Annotated in this window: 24 protein-coding genes; 4 read left to right on the top strand and 20 right to left on the bottom strand. The window is 72.1% G+C overall.

Annotated features, from left to right (window positions below; translation table 11 throughout):
• Positions 1-110: 110 nt before the first annotated feature.
• From recX to K7C20_RS27220, 9 genes are all read right to left on the bottom strand, one after another.
• Entirely contained in the window at positions 111-767 is a 657-nt protein-coding gene (recX, locus tag K7C20_RS27260; RefSeq protein WP_053209843.1) for a recombination regulator RecX, read from the bottom strand.
• A gap of 6 nt (positions 768-773) precedes the next feature.
• A complete protein-coding gene (gene recA, locus K7C20_RS27255; RefSeq protein ID WP_053209844.1) occupies positions 774-1,895 on the bottom strand; it encodes a recombinase RecA in 1,122 nt (373 codons plus the stop codon).
• Positions 1,896-2,159: 264 nt separating this feature from the next.
• Entirely contained in the window at positions 2,160-3,329 is a 1,170-nt protein-coding gene (locus K7C20_RS27250) for an AI-2E family transporter (RefSeq protein ID WP_048829450.1), read from the bottom strand.
• Positions 3,330-3,522: 193 nt separating this feature from the next.
• Positions 3,523-3,717: a DUF3046 domain-containing protein gene (locus tag K7C20_RS27245; protein ID WP_030081503.1), complete on the bottom strand. Its 195-nt coding sequence runs from the start codon at positions 3,715-3,717 to the stop codon at positions 3,523-3,525.
• A 478-nt stretch (positions 3,718-4,195) separates the two neighbouring features.
• Positions 4,196-4,366, bottom strand: coding sequence for a hypothetical protein (locus K7C20_RS27240; protein ID WP_030081505.1), 171 nt, complete (start codon positions 4,364-4,366; stop codon positions 4,196-4,198).
• Between the two features lie 323 nt (positions 4,367-4,689).
• Complete coding sequence (locus K7C20_RS27235; protein WP_030081507.1) at positions 4,690-4,956, bottom strand: hypothetical protein; 267 nt, start codon at positions 4,954-4,956, stop codon at positions 4,690-4,692.
• On the bottom strand, positions 4,953-5,117 hold the full coding sequence (locus K7C20_RS27230) for a hypothetical protein (RefSeq protein WP_030081509.1): 165 nt from the start codon (positions 5,115-5,117) through the stop codon (positions 4,953-4,955). Before K7C20_RS27230 ends, K7C20_RS27235 begins: the two co-directional genes overlap by 4 nt.
• A 213-nt stretch (positions 5,118-5,330) precedes the next feature.
• A complete protein-coding gene (locus K7C20_RS27225; protein WP_053209845.1) occupies positions 5,331-6,497 on the bottom strand; it encodes a PP2C family protein-serine/threonine phosphatase in 1,167 nt (388 codons plus the stop codon).
• 210 nt (positions 6,498-6,707) lie between these two features.
• The gene (locus tag K7C20_RS27220) at positions 6,708-6,872 is read right to left on the bottom strand and encodes a hypothetical protein (RefSeq protein ID WP_167352531.1); all 165 of its coding nucleotides are present in this window, start codon (positions 6,870-6,872) and stop codon (positions 6,708-6,710) included.
• A gap of 148 nt (positions 6,873-7,020) precedes the next feature.
• On the opposite strand from K7C20_RS27220, the gene K7C20_RS38450 reads away from it, so the two are divergent.
• On the top strand, positions 7,021-7,431 hold the full coding sequence (locus K7C20_RS38450; RefSeq protein ID WP_342452589.1) for an STAS domain-containing protein: 411 nt from the start codon (positions 7,021-7,023) through the stop codon (positions 7,429-7,431).
• A 3-nt stretch (positions 7,432-7,434) separates the two neighbouring features.
• On the opposite strand, the gene K7C20_RS27210 is transcribed toward K7C20_RS38450, so the two are convergent.
• The 8 genes from K7C20_RS27210 to K7C20_RS27175 form a co-directional block, all read right to left on the bottom strand.
• Positions 7,435-7,908, bottom strand: coding sequence for a MarR family winged helix-turn-helix transcriptional regulator (locus K7C20_RS27210; protein ID WP_053209846.1), 474 nt, complete (start codon positions 7,906-7,908; stop codon positions 7,435-7,437).
• Between the two features lie 166 nt (positions 7,909-8,074).
• A complete protein-coding gene (locus K7C20_RS27205; RefSeq protein ID WP_030081515.1) occupies positions 8,075-8,485 on the bottom strand; it encodes an ATP-binding protein in 411 nt (136 codons plus the stop codon).
• A gap of 213 nt (positions 8,486-8,698) precedes the next feature.
• Positions 8,699-10,003, bottom strand: coding sequence for a PP2C family protein-serine/threonine phosphatase (locus K7C20_RS27200; protein WP_053209847.1), 1,305 nt, complete (start codon positions 10,001-10,003; stop codon positions 8,699-8,701).
• Complete coding sequence (locus K7C20_RS27195; protein WP_048829446.1) at positions 10,000-11,025, bottom strand: SpoIIE family protein phosphatase; 1,026 nt, start codon at positions 11,023-11,025, stop codon at positions 10,000-10,002. Before K7C20_RS27195 ends, K7C20_RS27200 begins: the two co-directional genes overlap by 4 nt.
• Positions 11,010-11,483, bottom strand: a complete 474-nt coding sequence (locus K7C20_RS27190; RefSeq protein ID WP_030081519.1) for an ATP-binding protein — start codon at positions 11,481-11,483, stop codon at positions 11,010-11,012. Before K7C20_RS27190 ends, K7C20_RS27195 begins: the two co-directional genes overlap by 16 nt.
• A complete protein-coding gene (locus K7C20_RS27185) occupies positions 11,464-11,877 on the bottom strand; it encodes an STAS domain-containing protein (RefSeq protein WP_030081521.1) in 414 nt (137 codons plus the stop codon). The genes K7C20_RS27190 and K7C20_RS27185 overlap by 20 nt, the downstream gene beginning before the upstream one ends.
• On the bottom strand, positions 11,874-12,752 hold the full coding sequence (locus K7C20_RS27180; protein ID WP_030081523.1) for an STAS domain-containing protein: 879 nt from the start codon (positions 12,750-12,752) through the stop codon (positions 11,874-11,876). The genes K7C20_RS27185 and K7C20_RS27180 overlap by 4 nt, the downstream gene beginning before the upstream one ends.
• A gap of 305 nt (positions 12,753-13,057) precedes the next feature.
• Positions 13,058-14,227, bottom strand: coding sequence for a PP2C family protein-serine/threonine phosphatase (locus tag K7C20_RS27175; RefSeq protein ID WP_030081524.1), 1,170 nt, complete (start codon positions 14,225-14,227; stop codon positions 13,058-13,060).
• 80 nt (positions 14,228-14,307) lie between these two features.
• Here K7C20_RS27175 and K7C20_RS27170 point away from each other — a divergent pair, with 80 nt between their 5' ends.
• Together K7C20_RS27170 and K7C20_RS27165 are read left to right on the top strand one after the other, a co-directional pair.
• Entirely contained in the window at positions 14,308-14,817 is a 510-nt protein-coding gene (locus K7C20_RS27170) for a MarR family winged helix-turn-helix transcriptional regulator (protein WP_053209848.1), read from the top strand.
• A 207-nt stretch (positions 14,818-15,024) separates the two neighbouring features.
• Positions 15,025-15,948 (top strand): hypothetical protein, encoded by a 924-nt coding sequence (locus K7C20_RS27165; RefSeq protein WP_053209849.1) that lies wholly within the window; start codon positions 15,025-15,027, stop codon positions 15,946-15,948.
• Between the two features lie 4 nt (positions 15,949-15,952).
• Here K7C20_RS27165 and K7C20_RS27160 read toward each other — a convergent pair whose 3' ends face one another.
• The 3 genes from K7C20_RS27160 to K7C20_RS27150 form a co-directional block, all read right to left on the bottom strand.
• Positions 15,953-16,261 (bottom strand): AzlD domain-containing protein, encoded by a 309-nt coding sequence (locus K7C20_RS27160; protein WP_053209850.1) that lies wholly within the window; start codon positions 16,259-16,261, stop codon positions 15,953-15,955.
• The gene (locus tag K7C20_RS27155) at positions 16,258-17,100 is read right to left on the bottom strand and encodes an AzlC family ABC transporter permease (protein WP_030081529.1); all 843 of its coding nucleotides are present in this window, start codon (positions 17,098-17,100) and stop codon (positions 16,258-16,260) included. Before K7C20_RS27155 ends, K7C20_RS27160 begins: the two co-directional genes overlap by 4 nt.
• 131 nt (positions 17,101-17,231) lie before the next feature.
• Entirely contained in the window at positions 17,232-18,113 is an 882-nt protein-coding gene (locus K7C20_RS27150) for an AraC family transcriptional regulator (protein WP_053209851.1), read from the bottom strand.
• A gap of 125 nt (positions 18,114-18,238) precedes the next feature.
• Here K7C20_RS27150 and K7C20_RS27145 point away from each other — a divergent pair, with 125 nt between their 5' ends.
• The gene (locus tag K7C20_RS27145; RefSeq protein ID WP_053209852.1) at positions 18,239-23,041 is read left to right on the top strand and encodes a DEAD/DEAH box helicase; all 4,803 of its coding nucleotides are present in this window, start codon (positions 18,239-18,241) and stop codon (positions 23,039-23,041) included.
• Positions 23,042-23,074: the final 33 nt, after the last annotated feature.

The raw sequence follows: 23,074 nt of genomic DNA, 5'->3' as shown, positions 1-23,074 counted from the left end.
GGTGAGGGCGGCTTCGACTCTCTTCCCCCGACCCCCTGGCGTCTGCTCTGGCCATGGTTGCCCAGACCTGCCCTCGTGCCCCTCACTCTGCCGCCGTGGGGTCCGCTTCCTCACACATCCGGCAGGTAGTGCTCCTCCAGAAGTTCCGGATCCTCGCCTTCCTCTTCCAGGGCCTGTTTGACGACGCGGAGGGCGAGGCCCTCCGGGTAGCCCTTGCGGGCCAGCATTCCGGCCAGACGGCGGAGGCGCTTTTCACGGTCCAGGCCCCGGGTGGAGCGGAGTTTGCGGTCGACCAACTCGCGGGCGGTGGACTCCTCCTGTTCGGAGTCGAGGCGGCCGACGGCCACATCGATGAGGGCGGAGTCCACACCCTTGGTGCGCAGTTCACGGGCCAGAGCGCGGCGGGCCAGGCCGCGCCCATGGTGGCGGGACTCCACCCAGGCATCCGCGAAGGCCGCGTCGTCGATCAGTCCGACCTCCTCGAAGCGGGAGAGCACCTCCTCCGCGGCCTCGTCGGGGATGCCCCGCTGGCGCAGTGCGTCCCCGAGCTGCTTGCGCGTACGCGGGTTCCCGGTGAGCAGGCGCAGGCAGATGGCCCGTGCCTGCTCCTCGGGCGTACGCGGTGGTCCCGATTCGGCCCTCGACGAGTCGGGACCACCGCTGTTCTCCCGGCCGTGACGGCCTCTGCGGCCCTGACGGGGCTCGGTGTCGCCGGCAGCGCTGTGGGTGTCGTCCCCGCTGCCCGGCCATTCCGTTCGCCGCGTCATGGCGGGCTAGCTCTTGGCCGCGGCGGCCTTGGAGCCCTTGGCGGCCTTGGCCGCCGGTGCCGGAGCTGCGACGGCCGGTTCGCCCGCCGCCACCGCGGCATCCGCGCCGGGCTCCACCGCCGGCTCCTGCGGCTTCACGCCGATACCGAGCTTTTCCTTGACCTTCTTTTCGATCTCGTTGGCGAGATCCGGGTTGTCCTTCAGGAAGTTGCGGGAGTTCTCCTTGCCCTGGCCGAGCTGGTCGCCTTCGTAGGTGTACCAAGCGCCGGACTTGCGGATGAAGCCGTGCTCCACCCCCATGTCGATCAGGCCGCCTTCACGGCTGATGCCCTGGCCGTAGAGGATGTCGAACTCGGCCTGCTTGAAGGGCGGTGCGACCTTGTTCTTGACGACCTTGACGCGGGTGCGGTTGCCGACCGCGTCCGTGCCGTCCTTGAGGGTTTCGATGCGGCGGATGTCGAGGCGCACCGAGGCGTAGAACTTCAGCGCACGGCCACCGGTCGTGGTCTCCGGCGAGCCGAACATCACGCCGATCTTCTCGCGGAGCTGGTTGATGAAGATCGCGGTGGTCTTGGACTGGTTGAGCGCGCTGGTGATCTTGCGCAGTGCCTGGCTCATCAGCCGGGCCTGGAGGCCGACGTGGGAGTCGCCCATCTCGCCCTCGATCTCGGCCCGCGGCACCAGGGCGGCGACGGAGTCGATCACGATGAGGTCGAGCGCGCCGGAGCGGACCAGCATGTCCGTGATCTCCAGGGCCTGCTCGCCGTTGTCCGGCTGGGACAGGATCAGGGCGTCGGTGTCCACGCCGAGCTTCTTGGCGTACTCGGGGTCGAGGGCGTGCTCGGCGTCGATGAACGCGACGGAGCCGCCGGCCTTCTGCGCGTTCGCGACGGCGTGCAGGGTCAGGGTCGTCTTGCCGGAGGACTCCGGGCCGTAGACCTCGACCACGCGGCCGCGGGGGATGCCGCCGACGCCGAGCGCGACGTCAAGCGCGGTGGAGCCGGTGGGGATGACCTCGATGGGTTCGTTCGGCCGCTCCCCCATGCGCATCACGGCGCCCTTGCCGAATTGCCGTTCAATCTGTGCGAGTGCGGCGTCCAGCGCCTTCTCGCGGTCGGTGCCTGCCATGGGTTCCACCCGATTTGCTTGAGTCGATCGCTTCACGTCCATGACGCTAACGCCTGCCACTGACAATGCGCCCGGACCCGGCTCCGACCTGTGGATAACTCCGCGAAAATCCCGAGGACACAGGCCAGATCTCCCATGAGAATGGATGTTCGATTTTGGTGTCAAGCGACCCGCGCCCGCGTCGCCGACGGGTCACCGGGACCGCCCTCCGCCCCTGGGCTGTGCGGCAGCGGCACCCGGCGGGACCTCTGGGGCCCGGCGGGGTCAGCGGACCCCCTGGCCGCCCTCCTGGACGTCGCCGTCCGCCTTCCGGTCCTCGAGCGGGGTCGACGGCTGCTCGTCGTGCAGGGTCCGCCGGACACGGGCCAGGACCCTGGCCCCGCGCCTGCCGCGGACCCGCAGGTCGTCGGGGACCTCGTACCGCTTGACGTACGCACCGAGGAACGCCTGGAGCGTCGCAGTCGCCGGGATCGCGATCAGCGCGCCCACCGCTCCCATCAGGGCCGTACCGGCGACGACCGAACCGAAGGCGACGGCGGGATGGATGTCCACCGTCTTGGCGGTGATCCGCGGCTGCAGGAGGTAGTTCTCGAACTGCTGGTAGATCACGACGAAACCGAAGACCCACAGGGCGTACCAGGGGTCGACGGCGAACGCGATCAAGATGGGCAGCGCGCCCGCGAGATAGGTCCCTATGGTCGGGATGAACTGGGAGACCAGCCCCACCCATATGGCCAGCGCCGGGGCGTACGGCACGCCCAGGATCTCCAGCAGGACATAGTGCGCGAAACCGGATATCAGCGCCATCAGACCGCGGGAGTAGAGATAGCCGCCGGTCTTGGCGACGGCTATCTCCCAGGCGCGCAGCACCTCCGTCTGGCGGTGCGGCGGGAGGACGGAGCACAGGGCGCGGCGCAGCCGGGGGCCGTCGGCGGCGAAGTAGAACGAGAACAGCGCCACCGTCAGAAGGTTGAACAGGCTGCCCAGCACCGTCGCGGAGACGGCCAGGACGTTGTTGGCGCTGTCCTGGACGTACTTCTGGAGCCAGTCGGACTTCAGCAGGTTGTTCTGCACCTCGACCCGCGAGAGGTGGGTGTGCATCGTGCTGTTGATCCAGCTGATGACGGAGTCCAGATACTGCGGGAACTCCTCCACCATGTTGGCGATCTGGCCGGCGAGCATGGAGCCCAGCAGCGTGAAGAAACCGGCCGTGACGACGAGGATGCTCACGAAGACCAGGCCGGTGGCCAGGCCGCGCCGCAGGCCACGGGCCGCCATCCAGTCGACGGCCGGTTCGACGGCCAGCGCGAGGAAGAACGCGATCAGTACATTCAGCAGCAGGCTGATCAGCTGGTGGAATCCCCAGGTGGCGAGCTGGAAGCAGGCCACCAGAGCGAGTGCGAGCACCATGGCGCGCGGCAGCCAGCGCGGCATGCGCGCATCGGACCGGTCCGCGGACCGGTCCCCGGGGCCTGGGACGTCGTTGCTGGTGATCTCATCTGACTCGGGCACGGGGCCAAGTGTCGCGCACGGCTGCGACATCTCGGGCCCTGGCCCGGCGCCGGCCCCCACCATCCAGCCGCCGGGGCACCTTTCTCGCAGGTCAGAGCCCTACGCCAGGCCGTCCTCAGCGCTTGTCGGACGGCACATCCATCACCGAGCAGACCACCCGCCACACCTCTTTGGCGCTCCACCCCGCGTCCAGCGCCTCATGGACGGTCCGGCCGCCGAGGTCCGACATCACATAGTCACGCGCGAAGGAGTCGGCATACGCCGCACCGAAGTGATCGGCCATCCGCTGCCAGAAGATCGTCAACCGCATGCTTTCCGCTCCGTACCCGCTCTGACCTGCATATCTATTGCCCCGCATGCTCCCGCACGTCCCTCAGGGGCTTCCAGGGAGGACCTTTCCCGTGGGACCAAGCATCCATCGTTGCGCGGGCTCGTGCGCCCACTCGGAAGACCGACGTGCGGAGAGGTACGCAGAGTAATGCCCCGGTGGGGCTGCGCGCCCAAGCCGGCCTCAGAGGGGCCCGACTCACCCGGAGCGGAAATTTCGGACACGGCGCGGATATCCCGGGCACGGCAATGGCGGCCGGCTGGGACAAGCGGCGAAGAACGGGCGCCACGGTCAGTGCATTCTTGAGTTTGCTGCCGCCGTGGGGATTCCGCCAGCGAGCTCAGCGCATACCCCCGAATGATCTTTCGTCGTATCCGGTGGAAGTCGGCTCGCACGCGGGTGGTGCCGGAAACTTGAGTTTCCGGCACCACCCGCACTTCGAGAATGACCCTCCATAAATTCACCAGCGATACCACCGGCCGCGCTTGCCGCCGGCGCCCGCGGAGCGCAGGACGAAGCCCAGCAGCCACACGGCGAGCACGATGACCGCCACGACCCACAGGGCCTTCAATGCGAATCCGGCGCCGAAGAGAATCAGCGCGAGAAGCAGGACGAGAAGCAGGGGAACCATAGTTATCAACCTCCGAGGCATCGTGTGCCCCGCGGAATTCCCCCCACACCTCCCGAACTTATGTGTTTCTTAACCGGTTTCCGGGGCATCCGCGTTGACCGGCCGCGTAAAGATCCATTGCTCGGCCGTTCTCCGTCCGGCCTTTCCGCAGCATCTTCCGCCGGCTCCATTCCCCTCGGGATCACGGGTTTCCCGGAGGGCTATGAGCGCGCACGCACGGGCACGAGCCGCCGCACCTGCGCCACCGGCCGACCACCCGCCGCGGAACCGCCGGGCCGCCGGCCGCCAGAGCGGACGGCAGCCGGCGGCCCGGCCGGCGCCTGCTACAGGTGCCAGCTGATCGTCCCGCTGTGGGCGGAGAGCGCCACGAGCAGTCCGATGTCGAGGACACCGAACGCCAGACCCAGGTAGGCACGGAGGCGTCGGATGGTTCCCCGGTAGAGGGCCGCGGCGCCGAAGAGCACCGCGCACGGCCCGAGGACGATGTTGAACACCAGCACGCCCAGCAGACCGCAGACGAAGGCGGCGATGGCCATCCGGTCGGCCTGGGGGTGCGGTCCGGTCCTGACGGGTATCCGGGTGGAGGTCACCGGCCGCCCCCCTTCGCCGCCTTACGGCGTTCTCTGGCGAAGAAGACCACCAGCCAGGCCACGATGGCGACACCGGCGACGACGGTGACGGGTACGGGGACATGCCCCGCCGTCCCCATCAGCACACCGAAGAGGAACAGAGCTACGACCAGGAAGAGCATGATGCACCTTTCCCATACGAGGGACGGCAAGGAGGCGGTGAGCCGACCCGGGCTCCCACTGCGTCATTGCGGTGCCGCCTCGGCCCGCGTACCCAGACGGGCCGCCCTTCTCACGGATTCCGTTACGGAGGATCAGGTGCGGAACCCGGATGGTGACGACTGCGGCGGTGGCGGTGCCCGGCTGCGCCGCCGCGCGTCGTAGGTGCCCTGCGCCTATCCGCCCGTCTTGCCGAACCAGTCGATGCACACCACCAAGGAGTCGTCCAGGGATTCCGCGTCGCGGTATTCGGCCAGGTCGCGGAGCACGGCGCGGGGCACGGTGGCGGCCGGAAGGAGCGTGCTGGCGTGGAGGGCGCGGGCCAGGGCCCGCCGTGCGTACCCTTCGCCCTCGGGCGAGACCGCCGCGTACACCCCGTCGCTGACGATGAGGAGCCGGTCGCCGGGCAGGACCTCGAACTCCTTGGCCACGTAGTGGGTCTCCTCGAACATGCCGAGCGGCATCTGCGGATCGAGATCGATGAGCTCGACCGACTTGCCGCGCATCCGCCACAGTTGAGGCGACCCCGCGTCCACCGCCTGCACCCGGCCGGTCGCGAGGTCGAACCGCAGCAGCAGGGTGGATACGTAGGAGGCGCCGCGGTATTGGGCGTAGAGGGCCTGGTCGGCCAGCGCCGCCTGGTCCTCGAGGCCGATGCCGGCCCGGCGTGCGTTGCGCAGCGCGTTGACGGCGAGGTGGGTGAGCAGTGAGGCGTCGACGCCCGTTCCCATGCCGTCGGTGACGGCGAGCGTCAGCTCATGGGCGTCCGAGGCCCAGTCGTAGTTGTCGCCGTGGATGGCGTAGGCCGGCTCCAACTGGGCGCCGATGGCGTACTCGGCGGCGGAACAGGCCCTGGCCGGCAGCAGCTGCCACTGCATCTCGGCGGCGAGGGTGAGCCGGCTGATGCGTCGTGCGCGCTGGTAGACGTCGGTGTCGCGCTCGGCCACCAGGAGTTCGTGGCCGAGCAGATCGGCGGCGTGGACCAGCTCGTCGACGGTGTGCGGAACGGACCGCTCCACGGGCAGGCGCACGGTGAGAATGCCGGTGCGTTCGCCCCGGACCGATACCGGAAGGTGGTGTTCCACCACCTCGCCCTGCTGGACCTGCCGGCGCGGCTCCTGGCTCCCGAAGGCCCTGCCCTCGGCGCTGTTCGCCACGGGAATCGAGGCGCCGGACGTTCCCAGCGCATCGAAGGGCGTGAGCGCCGTCGCCCCGTAGTCCGCGAGCAGCAACTGTACGGAGAGCGCTCCGTAGCACCGGGTGAGCACCGCACGAAGGGTGTCCACCAGAGCATGCGGGGCCGACGCCCGCAGTGCTCGTTCTACATCACAGCGTTGAGTCACGGTCTCTCAGGCATTCTTCGTCCACGGACGACGCAAAGGCGGGGGGCAGACTGGGACCGCGCCGGATGACACAGTGGTCGGGTGCCCCGTTTCACTGGCTCGCCGCGTCCCCGCGAGCGCGCGAGTGCGGCCGCCCTCACCATCTCCGAGCTGCTGGAGGCGCTGTGGGGGCGTGGTCAGGAGATGTCCCGCCGGGCGGGGGCCTCGCCGTCACCACTGTGGCCGGCGGCTCGTCTGCGGGAGTTCGCCGCCGTTCTCGCGCACGGGGAACCGGCGGCCGTCGCACACCTTGCGGCGGGACTCGAAGCGTTCCACGCGGCGGCATCCTCCCCACTCGCAGATGAGGGTGACGGCCCACTCCTCGTCGGCGGCCACGCTCGGGTTTCTGACAGCGCGTAGCGGGTCTCCGACCGCTTCTCGTTCCCAAGCCGCGCCGGGCACGGCCCTCTTGCCAGGTGTCGAGAACAGATTGTTGCCTTACGGCGAATGTTGTCAAACGGCAACTATCGCTTCTATCCTTGCCGTGTCGAACACCCAGGACCTGTTCACCCACGAAGCGTCAGCCCCTACAGCGAGGTTCATCGTGCTGCCCCAGTCCAGTGGAGGCCGACCGATACGTATCGACACGCGGCAGGATCGGGGGGCCCTGATTCTCGTCGTCGCGGGACAACTCGATCTCGACAACGTCGCCCCGCTCGACGAGACGCTCCAGCAGGCGGCGCGGGGCGGGGACGGCCCTGTCGTCGTCGACTTGTCCGCGGTGGCCTTTGCGGATTCCGCCACGGTCAATGTCCTGCTCCAGGCGCACGACGCACTGGGCGCCGCACTGCGTCTCGCGGCCCCCTCCGCCGTTCTGGAACGGCTCTTCGCGCTCACCGGACTCGACACGGTGCTGCCCCTGTACGAGACGGTCGGCAAGGCCGTGGAAGCCTGAGCCTCAGCCGCGTTCGGAGCTGACGGCAGCGACGGCGACGGCCAGCTCGCCCAGCGCCGCGACCAGCTCGCGCCGTTCCTGTGCGGGCATCCGGCGCAGTACGGCGGCCATCCGGTCCACCCGGGTGGCCCGGAATCGCTCCAGGAGGGCCCGGCCGTCAGGACTCAGCTGAAGCCCTATCTCGCGCCGGTCGTCGACCGCAGTGCGGCGGAGCAGCAGACCTGCGGACTCCAATGCGGCGCACACCCGGCTGGCGCGTGGCAGACCGATGCCCACGGCGGCGGCGACCGCGGTCAGGTTCCGCCCGGGACAGCGCGATACGACGGACATCACTTTCAGGCCGTGCGGGGAAGGCCGTGGTTCCACCGGGGCGGCCGCGTCCCTCATCAGGGCGGCGAGCGCCTCACCGGCGACGGCCAGTTGTTCCGCAGCCTCGTGCAGTGTCTCCGACGGCAGTTCGGCGCTGTGGCGTTGCATGGGCGCATCCCGTTCCCCCTGGGCGACGACAGGTGCGGTGCACACCGCGGGCCGGCCCGGAGCACCGTCCGAGGCTCCTGCGCACGTACACGCTCCCTGTGCCCTGCCCGCTTCTCTCTGGATCACACGGCCTCCCCGTCCTCCGTACGCAGGCGCCGTGCCGGGCTCAGCGGGACAGGGCCGCGTGCACGACCTTGCCGCCGCCGGGACAGGGCCGGACGGTGACGTCGCGGGCGAGCGTGTGCACCATGGGCCAGCCGAAGCCACCGCCGCGGCCGGTCAGATCGGGGCTGCGCCCCTCCGGGCGGGCGGAGCTGGGGTCCTCGACATGGACCTGGATGCTCTCGTGATCCGCGGTGAGACGCAGAGCCGTGACGGCGCCCGCGTGACGGAGCGCGTTGGCCACCAGCTCGGACACCAACAGGAGAAGGTTCTGGATGGTGTGTGCAGTCGGCGCCGGTTGGAGCAGATCGACGAAGCTCCTGGCGCAGTCACGGGCGTCTGCCGCCGTCCCCGGACGGCAGACGCACTGGGCCGGCTGTGACGAGGGGTCGTCAGTCGCAAGTGGTTGGTGCATAAGCTCTTTTCACCCCGGTCGGTCGAACTCCTCGTTCGGCTGGTGTGCATGAAGCGTCATCAGGTGTTCGTGAGGCGTCTACCCAACGGAACCGAGGCGGAACAAGACACTTGGCGCCCCCGGGATCTACGCTCCCCGGACACGCCGGGGTGCCGCAGGCCGCCTGTCCCCGGCGCCCCGTGGAGCGAAGCGGCGGCCGCGCGGACGGGCAGTTCACCCGTCAGCCCCCGCCTTCGCCCCCGGGGCGTCCCGCGGGGGCCGGCGGACGGCAAGGGCAAGGGTGTCGTCGGAATGCAGGATGACGGTGTGCATATCCTCCGCGACGGCGCCGGGGATCTCGGCCACCGGCCGGTGGGCATGGACGCGCGCACTCTTGACGAGACGCGCCTCGCCTTCGATGGGGTCTCTTCGGCTCTCGGTCAGACCATCGGTGTAGAGCACCAGGAGGTCGCCCTCGTGCAGCGTCTCCGCCAGCACGGACTCGCTGCCCGGGAGCGGAAAGCCGATACCCCGGCCGCGGGTCTCGAGGTAGCCGGAGGTCCCGTCGGCGCGCAGCAGCAGGGCGGGCGGATGGCTGCCGTTGGCCAGGCGGAGTTCGCCGGTATCGGGGTGGATACGGGCGAGCAGGACCGTCGCCATGATCTCCGGGTCGAACGGGACCAGGATGTCGTGGGTGCGGGCGATGATCGATTCGAGCGGGTGGCCTTCGAGTGCCAGCGTGCGCACGGCATGCGTGACATTGAGCGCGCTGCGGGTGCTGCGCACCCCATGGCCCAGCGCGTCGACGATGGTGATGTGCACGGTGCCGTCGGGGAGGTGGAGCCAGTCGTAGAAGTCGCCCCCCGTGGGCGCATCGGTGTCCGCCGGCTCGTAGTGGACGGCGAACTCCAGGCCGCTCACGGTGATCGGCGAGGGACGGAGTGCGTCCTCCAGCTCGCGCAGGATCTGGCCGTGGACCCGCCGTAGTTGTTCGTCCCGCTCCTCCAGCTGCACGTAGAGGGCGAGAACGCCGCTGTTGGTCTCGGCGAGTTCGTCCTTGAGGGCGTGCAGTTCCGTGGTGAGGGTGTCCACCCGGGAGAGCGCTGCGCCGAGGTCGCCTTCGAGCGCCGCGATCTCCGTTTCGTACACCTCGGCGGTCGGCGCCTCGCAGGGACGGCCCTGGGACGGCACTCCGGTGCGCGGCGCGGCGGGCGGCGGATCCTGGGGCTCCCCGAGGGGCAGGTGCCAGGCCACGCCGTCGGGTGTCGCCCGGCCCGGCAGCGGGAGGTGGGCCGTGCTCAGCGGTGCAGGTGCCGCTCCGGCCCGCAGGGTGACGGCGAGCAGTGTGGTGCCGCCCGGGGCGGACTCCTCGGCGGCCTCGAGGCGGACGGGGCCGCCGGCGCGCAGGACGGCACCGGCCGCCTGGGCCACGGAGAGCACCAGGCGCCCTCCGGTCCGGGAGGGAAGCCGGTGTGCTGCGCAGATCCGTCGTACGGCACGGCGCAGGGCCGGCAGGTCGTGGAAGGTATGGGGGGTCACGAAGGTCTCTGGCGGGGACGGGCGGCGAGCACGGTGGCGTCGTCGCGGGGGAGGCGGTGGCTGTGGGCAAGGGACGCGACGAGCAGCGGCGGGGGCAGGCGGTGCACGAAGGGTGAGGGCGCCTGGGCCCAACGGTGGTCGATGCCGTCGGAGTGGAGAAGAACGGTACCGCCCGCCGGTACGGGGAAGGCGCGCACCCTCGGTGGCGTCATGTTCAGCCCCGCTATCCCCGGCTGACCGCTCAGGCGGTGGCTCAGGTCGAGCGGGGTCATCGTCACGACGCGTACGTTGCCGATACCGCAGTACTCCGCTCGGCCGGGGTGCAGGCGCAGCAGGCCGACGGCCGCCCCGCGGGTGCGGCGCAGCGCGCGGTGGAAGGCGGTGAGCAGCTCGGGCAGCGGGCTGTCCGGTGCACGGTGGAAGGACCGCAGCGCCACCTGGGCGGCCTCGGCCGCCTGCGGGCCGTGGCCGAGGCCGTCCACGACGACCGCGGTGCGGGCGGGGCCGTGGTCGACGATGGCGCAGGCGTCGCCGCTGGTCTGTTCCTCGTCCGCCGGTACGCAGATGGCGCCCACCTCCGCGTCGGCCGACGCGGTCTCGTCGGGCGCGGTGAGGCGGGCACAGACGAGGGTGCCGGCCCCGGGCTCGGTGCGGATGGTGAGGGTGGTGGCTATCCGTTTCACGGCTCCCAGGCCGGCGCCGAGGGTGTCGCTGGTGGTGTAGCCGTCGGCGAGGCACTGCTGTAGTTCGCCGATGCCGGGCCCGTGATCCGCAGCGAAGATCTCCATGCCGCCGCCGAGGGGCAGCGGCTGGATGAACAGCGCACCGTTGGTCGCATGGTTGGCCAGATTGCTGGCCAGCTCCGAGGCGATGACGGCGGCCCGGTCGGGCAGTGCTCCCGGCAGCCGGCACCGCTCGGCGACCGACCGGGCCGTTTCGGCGGCGAGGTGCACGGCGCTGTAGTGGTCCACAGCGATATGTGCCGTCGGCTGGGGCTCGGGGTGGGTCAACGACTCGCCCATCGCGTGGCGATCACGGTCGTGCCCCGGCCCGGAACCGTCTGCAGCTCGAAGTCGGTCATCAGCCGCCGGGCACCGCCCAGGCCGTGGCCGAGCCCTGCGCCGGTGGTGAAGCCGTCGGTCAGCGCCGCGCCGACATCCGCGATGCCGGGCCCGTCGTCGGTGATCGTCAGACGAAGTCCCGCGGTGCCGCGCGCCATGAGGTAGTCGATGGTGACGGTGCCCCCTCCGCCGTGGATGTAGGCGTTACGTGCCAGCTCACTGGCCGCGGTGACCACCCGCGTCTGGTCGACGATGCTGAAGCCGGCCCGCAGGGTGGCGGCCCGTACGGCGTGACGGACGGTCAGCAGGTCTTCTTCGGTCCGCACCTGGTGCACCGACCTGTTGCTCCCGGCTTCGGCGACGTCCCGAGCGGCCGTGGCAAGGCCCACCGCGTGGTCACTACTCCGTGCGGAACTCACGCAGGACCCCCTCGGACGGCTGCCGGCTCTGATGCCAGCCCAGCGCGACCATGCCTTGCTCGGCATTGAGTGCCGTTTCCACCCCGGTCAGCTGGAGGCCCAGCTCGACCAGTGTGATGGCGACCGGCGGCCGCATCCCGGCAACGATCACCCGGGCACCGAGCAGCCGCGCCATGGTGGCCAGCTCCATCAAAGTACGGGCCACGAAGGAATCGACGATTTCCAGCCGGGAGACGTCGATGAGCACACCACGGGCCCGGTCGCTCGTGATGCGTGCGGTGAGCTCGTCGGTGAAGGCCACGGCCGTCTTGTCGTCGAGTTCGTTGAGGAGCCCGGTGACCAGGACGTCGCCCAGTCGCAGAATCGGCACACCGGCCGAGGCGGGGACACTCACCGCTGCGCCAGAGGGGCGGAGGTCGAGGGAACCGCGTCGGTGAGCTTCACGGCCTCTCCCAGGGCGTCGGCGAGGGTGGCCCGGGTCATGATGGTCGACAGATCGATACCGAGCTGGGCGATGGTCTGGGCGATCGGCGGCCGGATGCCGCTGATGATGCAGTCCGCGCCCATCAGACGCACCGCGTTGACCGTGTGCATCAGATGCTGGGCGACAGCGGTGTCGACGGTGGGTACGCCGGTGATGTCGATGATGGCGACCAGCGCCTCGTGCTCCTGGATGGCCTGGAGCACGTTCTCCATCACCACCTGGGTGCGTGCGGTGTCGAGGGTGCCGATCAGCGGGACGGCCAGAACCTGGCGCCACAGCCGGACCACCGGGGTGGACACCTCCAGCAGCTGCTGGCTCTGGCGGCGGATGATCTCTTCGCGGCCCTCCACGAAGATCTCGAAGGAGAGGGCCCCGGCGCCGTCCAGGAGGCGGTTGATCAGCACCGCGCTGTGGAAGAGGTCCTCCCCGTCGCGGGACCGCCGCTGGACGGCCTTGAGCAGGGCTTCCTTGAGTGACAGCACGGCCAGCGAGGTGGCGGTCGGCGACACCCCCCTGCGGGCACGTCGCAGGGAGAACTCGGAAACGGCACGATGTATCTCCTCGTGGGAGCTGACCACGCGTTCCACCGGCAAACCGCGGTCCAGGCCGGAGAGCAGGGCGCCGACCAGGGCGTCCGCTTCCTCTCCCAGCTCGGCCTCGCTCACTTCCCCGTTCAGGCTCGGCTGCGCCAGCTGCAACTGCACCCAGCGGTCCGAGATGTCATCGGCCTCTTCGCGCAGCACGCTCGTGACGCGCTCGCGTGCGGCAACCTCAGCGGGTTCCAACTCATCGTCCTTTCGGTCCGGCCGGCCCGGGTGACTGCCCCGGGCCGGGTCGCCCTGCGGTTGCGGCCGGGCCGACCCGCACACCGTTAACAGTTGTCGCCAGGCAAATGTTAGCGAGCACGATCAAGGGCCGGTACCCACGGGCCCGCTCTTCACCCACCGGCGCAGCGAGCGGCCCGGCATCCGAATCCGTGCGGTCGCCTCCCCCTGGGGCACCGGTCGCCGCGTACCCAGGCACGACCGCCGGCGCCGGCCCCTCCGCCGTCGGTCCTACCCCCGGCGAAGAGACCGAAAAGGATCTCCGCTCAGCAGTGACCGTCACCGAACCAGTCAAGACATAGCACCAAGGCGTCGTCCAACGACTCCGCATCACGGTATTCGGCCACGTCGCGCAGGAGCGCATGCGGCACCATCGCGGCCGGCAACAGGCTCGTGGCGTGGATGGCCCGCGCGAGCGCCCGCTCGGCATACCTCTCGCCCGGCGGCGAGAGCGTCTCATACACCCCGTCGCTCACGAAGATCAGCCGGTCTCCGGGGGCGACCGTGAACCCCTGTGGTGCGTAATGGGACTCTTCGAACATGCCGAGGGGCATCTGGGCATCGAGATCCAGGCGCTCGATCGTCTTCCCCCGCATCCGCCACATCTGCGGCGACCCCGCATCGATGGCCTCCACGCGCCCCGTCGCGAGGTGGATGCGCAGGAGCAGCGTCGATACATAGGACGCGCCCCGGTAGTGGTCGTAGACGGCCTGGTCGGCCAGTGCCGCCTGGTCCGCGAGGCCGACGCCGGCCCGGTGGGCGTTGCGCAGGGCGTTGACGACGAGGTTGGTGAGGAGCGAGGCCTCGATGCCCTCGCCCATGCCGTTGGTGACGGCGAGCGTCAGATCGTCGGCGTCCGACGTCCAGTCGAAGTTGTCGCCGTGCACGGCATAGGCGGGCTCCAGCTGGCCGCCGAGGGCGAACCGGGCGTCGGTGTACGCGCGGGCGGGCAGCAGCTGCCACTGCATCTCCGCGGCCAGGGTGAGGCGGCTGGTCCGGCGTGCCCGCTGGTAGACGTCCGTGTCGCGCTCGGCGACGAGGATCTCGCGGCCGAGGACGTCCGCCACGTACCTGAGCTCGTCGAGGAGCTGCGGCGTGGAGCGGTCGCCCGGGAGCCGCACCGTCAGAACGCCGATCCGGTCGCCGCGTACGGTCACCGGAAGATGGTGGTCGATGGCGTCCCCGCGCGGCACCTGCTGCTCGCGGGGCTCCTGACTCCCCAGCGCCCGCCCCTCCGGGCTGCCGGAGACGGGCAGCGACTCGCCTCCGTGCCCCGAGGGCTCGCACGCCCTGAGCACCGTCCCGCCGTAGTCCGTCAGGAACAGGCGCACGGCGGTGGCCCGGTAAACGGTGGTGAGGAGGTGTTGCAGGGTGCCGACCAGAGCATGCGGTGCCGCGGCACGCAGCGCTGTTTCCACTTCGAGGCGTTGAGTCATGGTTTCGCGGACACCGTTCGTCCAGGCCCAAGGGCAGGGTCGGTCTGACAAGGGGACGCACAGGGTGACAGAGTGTTCGTGTGTCCCGTTTCACCGGTCGGCCCCATTCCCACGAGCACGCGAGCGCGGCGGCCCTTGCCGCTTCCGAGTTGCTCGAGGTGTTGTGGGGACGCGGACAGGAAGCGGCACGCTCGGCGGAGGTCTCCCTCTCCCAGCTGCGCGCGCTCCTGGTGATCGAGAAGTGCGAGGGCACCAATCTGCGCACCCTCGCCGAAGCGCTCGGCTCGCGGCCGCCGGCGGTCAGCAGGCTCTGCGACCGCCTGGAGGCCATGGGCCTCGCGGAACGGGGCCCCAGCGCGACCAGCCGACGGGAGGTCGAGCTGCGGCTGAGCCTGCGCGGCCGGGTGCTGCTGGAGCAGTACCGGATGGCGCGCAGCCGAGACGTGACGGCCACCCTCGAACGCATGGAACCCGCTGACGTCGCCCGGCTCGCGGCGGGCCTGGAGGCCTTCCACGCGGCCTCTGCCCGGCTCGCGGCGGACCGGGAGGGCGCGGCCTCCCGGGACGGCGATGTCGCGGACAGTGCGTAGCGGTCCTGCGCTCCCGCTTCTCCTCGGACGCCGCGCCGTCGGCGCACTCGGCCCCTGCGCACAGGGCATCCCGCGGCCTGCTGTTGACGGGGGCCCGGCCGTCGCCACCGCAAGATCCGTCAACCGCATGCCTTCAGTATCCCGCCCTGGGAGGGCAGCGGGGCGCGAGCCCGTGCCGCCGGGAGATTTCCGCCCTACGGTCAGGCCATGGCCGACAACGTAAGACCTTCTTCGACCCCTCTGGCGCGTGCCGAGCGCTTCGTCTGGCTGACCGCGCGAGTGCTCGAGCAGCGGCTTTTCGAGTTCCACTTCCTCGGCGGCGGGGCCGATCCGGTCGAGACCGCGCTCACCGCGTACCGCAACGACGACGACGGCTTCGGCCATGCCCTGGAGCCCGACCTTCGCGGCCCGGTCAGCCAGCCGCTGCACACCGCCCACGCCCTGAAGGTCCTCGATCGGATCGGGCGCTGTGACGGCCGCCAGGTGGAGCGGATCTGCCGCTATCTGACGAAGATCTCCACGCCGCAGGGCGCGCTGCCCGCCCTGCACCCCTCACAGCGCGGGTATCCGGCCGCGCCCTGGATCCCCGTGGCCGACGATCCGCCGAGCTCGCTGCTGGCCACCGGTCCCGTGGTGGGGGTGCTGCACCGCAACGAGGTCTGGCACGCCTGGCTGTTCCGGGCCACGGACTACTGCTGGGCGACCGTGGAGTCGCTGGAGGAGACCCATCCGTACGAGGTCGAGGCGGCCGTGGCCTTCCTGGACGGCGCCCCGGACCGGCCGCGGGCCGCCGCGGCGGCGCAGCGGCTCGGCCGGCTCGTCCGGGACCAGCGGCTGGTGCTGCTGGACCCGGAGCGGGCCGCGGACGTCCCCGTGGCGCCGGGGTACGCCCCCGGGGAGCATCACCTGGCCTACGACTTCGCCCCCGCACCCGGCTCGCTGGCCCGCGACTGGTTCACCGAAGAGGAGATGGGCCGGGCGCTGGACCACCTCACCGCGCTCCAGGAGGAGGACGGCGGCTGGCCGGTCAACTGGCGGGTGTGGGCGCCCGGGACGGCGCTGGAGGGCCGCCCGATGGTGACGCTCAAGGCGCTGCTGACCCTCCGGGCGTACGGGCGCCGCCTCACCTGAACGATCACCCTCCCAGGGCCCGTACCCCTGCGGTGACCGCCACGGCGACGCCGACGACCAGCAGGAACGGCGCCCGCAGCACGAGCGCGACGGCCGCGGCGGCCACTCCCGCGGCCTTGGCGTCCAGCATCAGATGCGGGCCGTCGCTGAAGGTCTCCTGGGCGGTGAGCGCGGCCAGCAGGGCGACCGGCAGCAGTGCGGCCAGCCGCTTGACGAGGGGGCGCTCCAGTACGCCTGCGGGTGCCGACAGGCCGAGGTACTTGACCAGGTAGCAGCCGACGGCGGTGAGGGCGATCGCGATCCAGACGGTCATGCCCGGTCCTCCTCGGTGGTGTGGCGGAGCTCCTCGGCCTGGTCCCCGGGCGCGTGCGGCGCGGCGGTGCCTGCCCGTGGTGTCCGTGGTGTCTCCTCCGCCCCCGTTGCCCGCTCCCGGCGCCCCTGCACGAGAAGGACGGCGGGCGCGGCGAGCGCGGCGACCAGCACGGGCACGCCGGTGGGCAGCAGGGGCAGCGTGACCATGACCAGGACCACGGCGAGACCGGCCGCGACCCGTTCGACGGTGTCCTTGACCATCGGCGCGAGCAGCGCCAGGAAGACCGCGGGGCCGGCCGCGTCCAGCCCCCAGGCGTCGGTGTCGCCGAGCGCCCCGGCGCCCAGGGCGCCGACGAGGGTGGTGAGGTTCCACAGGACGTAGAGGGTCAGCCCGGTCACGGTGAAGCCCAGCCGGGCGCTGCGGCGGTCGGGCTGGGCCAGGGTGACGGCGGAGGTCTCGTCGATGACCCAATGGGCGGCGAAGGGCCTGACCCGTGCCCGGTAGCCGAGGACGGCGGACAGCCGCAGCCCGTAGAAGGCGTTGCGGGCGCCCAGGAAGAACGCGCCGGCCGCGGCGGTGAACGGGTTGCCGCCCGCGGCCAGCGCGCCGACCAGGGCGAACTGCGAGGCTCCGGTGAACACCAGCAGGCTCAGCGCACAGGTCTGGAGGAGGCCGAGGCCGGCGCCGGCCGAGGTCACGCCGAAGGCGAAGCCGGAGAGGCCGACGGCGATACCGACGCCGAGCGCGTCCCTGATCACGGCGGAGTCGGGTTTCGCGGGCGGTGCCGGCGGCGGCGCTGGGGCCCGCTCCGTGGTGCGTATTTCTGTCTGTTCTGCCACACCCCGGACCTTAGGAGCCCGCGCCCTCGGCGGTCTTGTACGTTCTTGCGCCCCCAGGGCCCCCAGGGCCCCCAGCGCTCCCCGCACCACCGCGCCTAGGGGGGTCTCCACGGAGGCCGGGGAGACATCCCCTAGGCCGAGCGCTCCTTGCGGTACGCGCCGGGCGGCACACCGACGATGCGGGTGAAGTGCCGGTTCAGGTGCGGCTGGTCGGTGAAGCCGACGGCGACGGCCGCCTCGGCGGGGGCGCTGCCCGCTTCCAGGAGCCTGCGGGCCCGGCGTACCCGGGCGTCGGTGAGCCAGGCGTGCGGGGGCATGCCGTAGGCGGCCCGGAAGGCCCGCAGCAGCGCGAACGGGCTGGTCCCGAGCTCCTGTGCCAGCTTCTCCAGGGAGGGCGGGCCGGCCATCCGCTCCTCCAGGACGGTCCGGGCGCGAGCGGCGGTCCGGGCGCCCGCGCTGCGGGGCGTACGCGCCGGGAGCGGGCCTCCGTAGCGGCGCAGCAGCCGGGCGACGGCCATCCGCAGCAGGCTGTCGGCGGCGAGGGCGTTGCCGGCCTCGGCGGCCCGGTGGATCTCGGTGATCATGTGGCCGATGTGCGGGTCCTCGGCGACCGTCTCGTCGAACCCCGCGGTGCCGCGCAGCGCCGTGGTCTCCCCGGCGATCTCGGCGACGACCTCGGCGGACGGGTAGAGCGTCGCATAGGCCCAGCCCTCGGGTGCGCCCGCCCGCGCGGTGTGCGCGACCTCCGGGTTGATCATGATGATGCCGCCGTGGCCGGCCCGGACCGTGCCCTGCTGGAGCCCGACCTCCTCGATGCCGGAGGTGACCGCACAGACGACATAGCCGTCGTGCGCATGGCGGGGGAAGGAGTGCCGGACGTAGCGGGCGCGCAGCAGGTCGAGGCCGGGCAGCCCGGAGTAGCGCCAGTGGCGCGCCCATTCGCCGCTCGCCCGCGGCGTGGCGCCCGCACCGGGCGCGGCGGCGGACGCGCTCTGCCCGCTGACCGTGACCATGCCTCCATTCTGCGTCCGCCGCGTGGCCGCCGACCTGCGCGTCCGCAGCGTGGACGGACGGCCGGCGGCGGCCGGCCGAGCGCGCGGCGACCGCGTTGTCAGTGGTCCGGTGCACGATGGAGAACATGGCCAAGGCAGCGCTCGACTCGTTCTCCCCCGCGACCCGCGGTTGGTTCGCCGGGGCATTCAGCGCGCCCACCGCCGCGCAGGAAGGGGCCTGGCGGGCCATCGGCGCCGGCTCCGACGTCCTGGTGGTGGCGCCGACGGGCTCCGGCAAGACCCTCGCCGCCTTCCTCGCGGCCCTGGACGCGCTGGCGAGCACGCCCCCGCCCGCCGAGCCGAAGAAGCGCTGCCGGGTGCTGTACGTCTCACCGATGAAGGCGCTGGCCGTCGATGTGGAGCGCAATCTGCGCAGTCCGCTGACGGGCATCCGCCAGGAGTCGGTCCGCCTCGGGCTGCCGGAGCCGGACATCAAGGTCGCCATCCGCTCCGGGGACACCTCACCCGCCGAGCGCCGGTCGATCGCCAACCGCCCGCCGGACATCCTCATCACGACCCCCGAGTCGCTGTTCCTGATGCTGACGTCCTCCGCCCGGGAGGCGCTGGAGGGCGTCGAGACGGTGATCGTGGACGAGGTCCATGCGGTGGCCGGCACGAAGCGCGGCGCGCATCTGGCGCTGTCCCTGGAGCGGCTGGACGAGCTGCTGGACCGTCCGGCCCGCCGGATCGGGCTGTCGGCGACGGTGCGCCCGGTGGAGGAGGTGGCCCGTTATCTGTCGCCGCGGCGCCGGGTGGAGGTCGTCCAGCCGCCGTCCGGGAAGCGCTTCGACCTCTCGGTGGTCGTCCCGGTGGAGGACATGGGCGAGCTGGGCGGATCACCGGTCCAGGAGGGCGACACCGGCGAGAAGCCGTCCATCTGGCCGCAGGTGGAGGAGAAGATCGCCGATCTCGTCCAGGCGCATCGCTCCACGATCGTCTTCGCCAACTCCCGCCGCCTGGCGGAGCGGCTGTGCAACCGCCTCAACGAGATCGCCTACGAGCGCTCCACGGCTGCCGGGCCCGATGCCGACGGCTCCGCCACGGCACTGCCCGAGCACCACTCCCCCGCCGAGCTGATGGGCGGGTCCGGTGCCGCCAAGGGCGCCCCGGCGCTGCTGGCCCGCGCCCACCACGGCTCCGTGTCGAAGGAGCAGCGCGCCCAGGTGGAGGAGGACCTGAAGGCCGGCCGGCTGCCGGCCGTGGTCGCCACGTCCAGTCTGGAGCTGGGCATCGACATGGGCGCGGTCGATCTGGTCATCCAGGTGGAGTCGCCGCCGTCGGTCGCCTCCGGGCTCCAGCGCGTCGGCCGCGCCGGGCATCAGGTCGGCGCGGTCTCGACGGGCGTCGTCTTCCCCAAGTACCGCGGCGATCTGGTGCAGGCGGCGGTGGTCACCGAGCGGATGCGCTCGGGCGCCATCGAGGCGCTGCGGGTGCCGGCCAATCCGCTGGACGTCCTCGCCCAGCAGCTCGTCGCCATGGCAGCGATGGACACCTGGGACGTCGAGGAGCTGCTGGCCGTCGTCCGGCGGGCCGCCCCGTTCGCCGGGCTTCCCGAGTCGGCGTACACGGCCGTGCTGGACATGCTCGCCGGCCGCTACCCCTCCGACGCCTTCGCCGAGTTGCGCCCGCGCCTGGTGTGGGACCGCGTCGCCCGGACCGTCACGGGCCGCCCCGGCGCCCAGCGGCTGGCCGTCACCTCCGGCGGCACGATCCCCGACCGCGGCCTGTTCGGTGTGTTCCTGGCGGGCGGCGACTCCGGCAAGGGCGGGGGGCGACGGGTGGGCGAGCTCGACGAGGAGATGGTCTACGAGTCGCGCGTCGGCGATGTCTTCACGCTCGGTACGACGTCCTGGCGCATCGAGGACATCACCCGCGACCGGGTGCTGGTCACCCCCGCCCCCGGGGTGCCGGGCCGGCTGCCCTTCTGGAAGGGCGACCAGCTGGGCCGCCCCCTCGAACTGGGCCGTGCCCTGGGCGCGTTCCTGCGCGAACTCGGCGCGCTCGGCCCGGAGGACGCCCGGACCCGGCTGTCCGCAGCCGGGCTGGACGACTGGGCGGCGTCCAACGTGCTGAGCTATCTCGCCGAGCAGAAACAGGCCTGCGGCCATGTCCCCGACGACCGCACGATCGTCGTGGAGCGGTTCCGCGACGAGCTCGGCGACTGGCGGGTGGTCATCCACTCCCCCTTCGGCGCGCAGGTCCACGCCCCGTGGGCGCTGGCCCTCGGCGCCCGGCTCGCCGAGCGCTACGGCATGGACGCCCAGGTGATGCATGCCGACGACGGCATCGTGCTGCGGCTGCCCGACGCCGACCTGATGGGCCTCGACCTCCTGGACGGCGACGGCGGCTTCGACCCGGCCGCCGACCCGGGCCTCGGTGCACGCGGCGCGGAGTACGACCCCGAGCAGTCCCCCGTGGGCGCGGCCGACGTCGCCTTCGACCACGGCGAGGTCGACCAGCTCGTCACGGACCAGGTCGGCGGCTCCGCGCTGTTCGCCTCCCGGTTCCGCGAATGCGCCGCCCGTGCCCTGCTGCTGCCGCGGCGCAGCCCCGGAAAGCGCACCCCGCTGTGGCAGCAGCGCCAGCGCGCCGCCCAGCTCCTCCAGGTGGCGAGCGAGTTCGGGTCCTTCCCGATCGTGCTGGAGGCCGTCCGCGAATGCCTCCAGGACGTCTTCGACGTACCGGGCCTGACGGAGCTCATGGGGGACATCGAGGCCCGCCGGGTCCGCCTCGTGGAGGTCACCACCCCCGAGGCGTCGCCGTTCGCCCGGTCGCTCCTCTTCGGCTATGTCGCCCAGTTCCTGTACGAGGGCGACTCCCCGCTCGCCGAGCGCCGCGCCGCCGCCCTGTCCCTGGACTCCCGGCTGCTGGCCGAGCTGCTGGGCCAGGCCGAGCTGCGCGAGCTGCTGGACGCCGAGGTGCTGGCCGAGCTGGAGCGTGAACTCCAGTGGCGTACGGACGACCGGCGCGTCAAGGACGTGGAGGGCGTCGCCGACGTCCTGCGGCTGCTGGGGCCGCTGACCGACGCCGAGCTGGCCGAGCGCGGCGCGGATCCGGCCTGGCCCAGGGAGCTGGCCGCCGCCCGCCGCGCCATCGCGGTGCGGATCGCCGGCGCCGAGCACTGGGCCGCCGTCGAGGACGCCGGCCGGCTCCGCGACGCCCTGGGCACGGCGCTGCCGGTGGGCGTCCCGGAGTCGTTCACCGAACCGGTCAAGGACCCGCTGGGCGATCTGCTGTCCCGTTACGCCCGCACCCACGGCCCGTTCACCTCCGAGCAGGCCGCCGCCCGCTTCGGCCTGGGCACGGCCGTCACCGACGGCGCGCTGCATCTCCTCTCCGCCGCAGGACGGGTCGTGCAGGGAGAGTTCCACCCCGCGGGCATCGGCCAGGAGTGGTGCGACGCCCAGGTGCTGCGCAGGCTGCGCCGCCGCTCGCTCGCCGCACTTCGCGAGGAGCTGGAGCCCGTGCCGCCCGCCGCGCTCGCCGCCTTCCTCCCCCAGTGGCAGCACCTCAGCGCCCCGCGCCCGGCCGCGGCGAGCGGGGTGCCGGCCCCGCTCGGCGGCGCGTCGCACAGCCTGCGCGGTATCGACGGCCTGGTGCGCGCCATCGAGCAGCTCCAGGGCGCGCCCGTGCCCGCCTCCGCCCTGGAAAAGCTGGTGCTGCCCTCCCGCGTCGGCGGCTACACCCCCGCCCTCCTGGATGAACTCACCACCACCGGCGAGGTGTTGTGGGCCGGCGCCGGCGCGCTCCCCGGCAAGGACGGCTGGGTCTCCCTCCATCTCGCCGACACCGCCCCGCTCCTGCTCCCGCAGCCGCTCCCGCTGGAAGTGACCGCGGTTCACGAGTCGTTGTTGAGCGCGCTCGCCCCCGGCTACGGCCTGTTCTTCCGCCAGCTCGCCGACCAGGTCCGCGCCACCACCCACCCCGAGGCCACCGACACCCAACTGGCCGACGCCCTGTGGGACCTGGCCTGGTCGGGCCGGCTGACCAACGACACCCTGGCCCCGCTGCGCGCCCTCCTCGGCTCGGGCCGTACCGCCGGCTCGACCGCCCATCGCGCCCGCCGGGCCGTCCCCCGGGGCAGATACGGCTCGCTGGCCGCGGCCACGGGCCGCAGCGCCCGCCCCACCGCCTCCCGCTCCGGCCCGCCGACCGTCGGCGGCCGCTGGTCGCTGCTGCCCGCCGCCGAGCCGGACCCCACCCACCGCGCCCACGCCCTGGCCCGCGCCCTCCTGGACCGGCACGGCATCGTCACCCGCGGCGCGGTCGCCGCGGAGGGCGTCGAGGGCGGGTTCTCCGCCGCATACCGCGTGCTGGCCGCCTTCGAGGAGTCCGGTCAGGCCCGCCGCGGCTATGTGGTGGAGGGGCTCGGCGCCGCCCAGTTCGCGATGGACGGCGCGGTGGACCGGCTGCGCGCGGTCAACACCCAGCGGGAGCGCACCGCCGACGACGCCCTGCCGGAAACCGGCCGGGCGCAGTCCCGGCGCGGCGGCCCGCAGCGCGCCGTCGTCCTGGCCGCCGCCGACCCGGCGAACGCCTACGGCGCCGCCCTGTCCTGGCCCGAGCCGCCCGAAGGCTCGACGCACAAACCCGGCCGCAAGGCGGGTTCCCTCGTGGTCCTCGTCGACGGCGAACTGACGCTCTACATGGAACGCGGCGGCAAGACCCTGCTCATCTGGCCCTTCGGCCACGACCCGGCTCCGGCCCCTACGGACGCCCGCCTCCAGCTCGCCGTCGAGGCCCTCACGGACGCCGCCCGCGCCGGCGCCCTGGGCACCATCACCACCGAACGCATCAACGGCACCTCGGCTCTCACCTCCCCCTACGCCACCACCCTGGAGTCCGCCGGCTTCCACCCGACCCCGAGAGGCCTGCGGCTGCGGGGGTGACAGCACGCCGCGGGTGGGCCCCGTGCCGCGGGC

It is taken from the genome of Streptomyces decoyicus (assembly GCF_019880305.1).
Classification (GTDB): Bacteria; Actinomycetota; Actinomycetes; order Streptomycetales; family Streptomycetaceae; genus Streptomyces; species Streptomyces decoyicus.
Note: the sequence above shows the minus strand (reverse complement) of the source record. Positions and strands in the feature narration are given on the sequence as shown.